The sequence below is a fragment of the Burkholderia sp. Se-20378 genome (assembly GCF_017104665.1).
Classification (GTDB): domain Bacteria; phylum Pseudomonadota; class Gammaproteobacteria; order Burkholderiales; family Burkholderiaceae; genus Burkholderia; species Burkholderia lata.
In genome coordinates this window covers 1-2,193 of sequence record NZ_JAAGPG010000921.1, presented here as the reverse complement: position 1 = coordinate 2,193, position 2,193 = coordinate 1, and the positions used below count along the sequence as shown (strand labels likewise).

Sequence of the window (2,193 nt, the reverse complement as noted above, 5' to 3'; positions counted from 1 at the left end):
GGCGTCGCGGCAGCGCGCCGCAAGGGCGCGGCGGGCGACGCCGGCTCGTGCGAACTCAGTCGGGCTGGACGATCAGTTCGCCGGAGCGGCCGGGGATTTCGCCCCACGTGACAGGGTACGATGGCAGCGAGTCGCGGTCCAGCGTCGCGTGGTAGTCGCCCATCGTCGCAAACGTGTGGCCTTGCGCACGCCAGCCGGCGAGCAGTTGCTCGAACACGGGCGCGAGCTTCTGGCCTTCCAGTTCCGCGTGCAGCGTGAACACCTGGTCGTGCGGATTGGTTTCGGTGAACTTGAGGATGTGCGCGGCGACGTTGTGCGTGTCGACGCCGTCGATGCCGAGCACTTCGTCGAGCGTCGGCAGCGTGGTGGGCATCTGCACGTGCGACAGCGTGCGGCCGTTGACGACGGGCAGGTACGGCGAATGGCCGCGGCCGTCGGATGCGTAGCGCATCCCCCATGCGTCGATCTGCTCGAATGCGGAATCGTTCATCTGCCAGCCGGCCGCGCCGTGCGTGACGGGCGGCGCGCCGAAGACCTCGATGAAGCGCGCGTGACTCTTCTGCATTTCACGCGCGGTCCAGTCGCGATCGCGCACGCGGACGTTGTCCTGCCAGTACACGTGATCCCACGTGTGGATCCCGCATTCGAAGCCGGCCTCGTGGATCGCGCGCATGTCGGCGATCGCACGGCGGCCGATGTCGGGGCCCGGCAGCAGCACGCCGTACATCAGCTGCTTCACGCCGTAGTGCTCGACCACCGACGTGCGCGACACTTTCTTCAGGAAGCCCGGGCGGAACACGCGCCGCAGCGCCCAGCCCGTGTGATCGGGCCCGAGGCTGAAGAGGAAGGTCGCGCGCGCACTGAAGCGGTCGAAGATGCGCGCGAGGTTCGGCACGCCTTCGCGCGTGCCGCGCAGCGTGTCGACGTCGATCTTGAGGACGATGCGAGCCAAGCGAACGTCCCGATCAGCCTTGCTGTTCGACGAGCGCGCGCGCGTCGGCGACGTGGCCGCGATACGCTTCGAAGATGTTGCGCAGTGCGTCGTCGAACGTCGCTTGCGGCGCCCAGCTGAGTTCCTGCATCGTGTTGTCGATCTTCGGCACGCGATTCTGCACGTCCTGGTAGCCGTTGCCGTAGTAGGCGCCGGACGTCGTTTCGACGAGCTTCACCTGCTTGGCCGAATCGGCGTACTCGGGGAATTCCGCCGCCAGTTCAAGCATCTTGTGCGCGAGTTCGCGAACCGAGAAGTTGTTCTTCGGATTCCCGATGTTGTAGATCTTGCCCGACGCGACGCCGTCCTTGTTCTCGATGATCTTCATCAGCGCGCTGATGCCGTCGCCGATGTCGGTGAACGCGCGCTTCTGCGAGCCGCCGTCGACGAGGCTGATGTTCTCGCCGCGCACGATGTGGCCGAGGAACTGCGTGACCACGCGCGAGCTGCCTTCCTTCGGCGTGTAGATCGAATCGAGGCCCGGGCCGATCCAGTTGAACGGACGGAACAGCGTGAAGTTCAGGCCTTCCATGCCGTAACCCCAGATCACGCGGTCCATCAGCTGCTTCGAGCACGCGTAGATCCAGCGCGGCTTGTTGATCGGGCCGTAGGTGAGGGCCGATGCATCCGGGTCGAACTGCTCGTCCGAGCACATGCCGTAGACCTCGGAGGTCGACGGGAACACGAGGTGCTTGCCGTACTTGACGGCCGAACGCACGATCGGCAGGTTCGCCTCGAAGTCGAGTTCGAACACGCGCAGCGGCTGCTGGACGTAGGTGGCGGGCGTCGCGATCGCGACGAGCGGCAGGATCACGTCGCACTTCTTCACGTGATACTCGACCCACTCCTTGTTGATCGTGATGTCGCCTTCGAAGAAATGCATCCGCTCGTGGTTGACGAGGTCGCCCAGCCGATCGGTCTGCATGTCCATGCCGAACACTTCCCAATCGGTGGTTTCAAGAATGCGCTTCGACAGGTGATGGCCGATGAAGCCGTTCACACCCAGGATCAGGACTTTTTTTGCTTTCATGAATGACGGGAAGAATGAATGAACTGCGCGAATTCCGCGGGCGTCACGACGGTTTCGCTGCCGTCCCGCTGCTGCCACAGCTCGAGAATGGATAGGGCGCGGCTGTCGCCGCAGACGCCGAATAGCGCATTATCGCTTACGTGCAGGCCGGGCGGCAAATCTGCCGCGGCGG

At 64.6% G+C, this 2,193-nt stretch carries 2 protein-coding genes and 1 pseudogene; all 3 read right to left on the bottom strand.

Annotation, left to right across the window (positions count from 1 at the left end; all coding sequences use genetic code 11):
- Window positions 1-55: 55 nt before the first annotated feature.
- The gene (locus G3N93_RS39000; protein ID WP_089445789.1) at window positions 56-952 is read right to left on the bottom strand and encodes a polysaccharide deacetylase family protein; all 897 of its coding nucleotides are present in this window, start codon (window positions 950-952) and stop codon (window positions 56-58) included.
- Between the two features lie 13 nt (window positions 953-965).
- Window positions 966-2,021: a bifunctional UDP-4-keto-pentose/UDP-xylose synthase gene (locus tag G3N93_RS38995; protein WP_174941139.1), complete on the bottom strand. Its 1,056-nt coding sequence runs from the start codon at window positions 2,019-2,021 to the stop codon at window positions 966-968.
- Window positions 2,018-2,193 (bottom strand): annotated as a pseudogene (locus G3N93_RS38990) (formyltransferase); the annotation flags it as partial. The pseudogene G3N93_RS38990 and the gene G3N93_RS38995, both read right to left, overlap by 4 nt.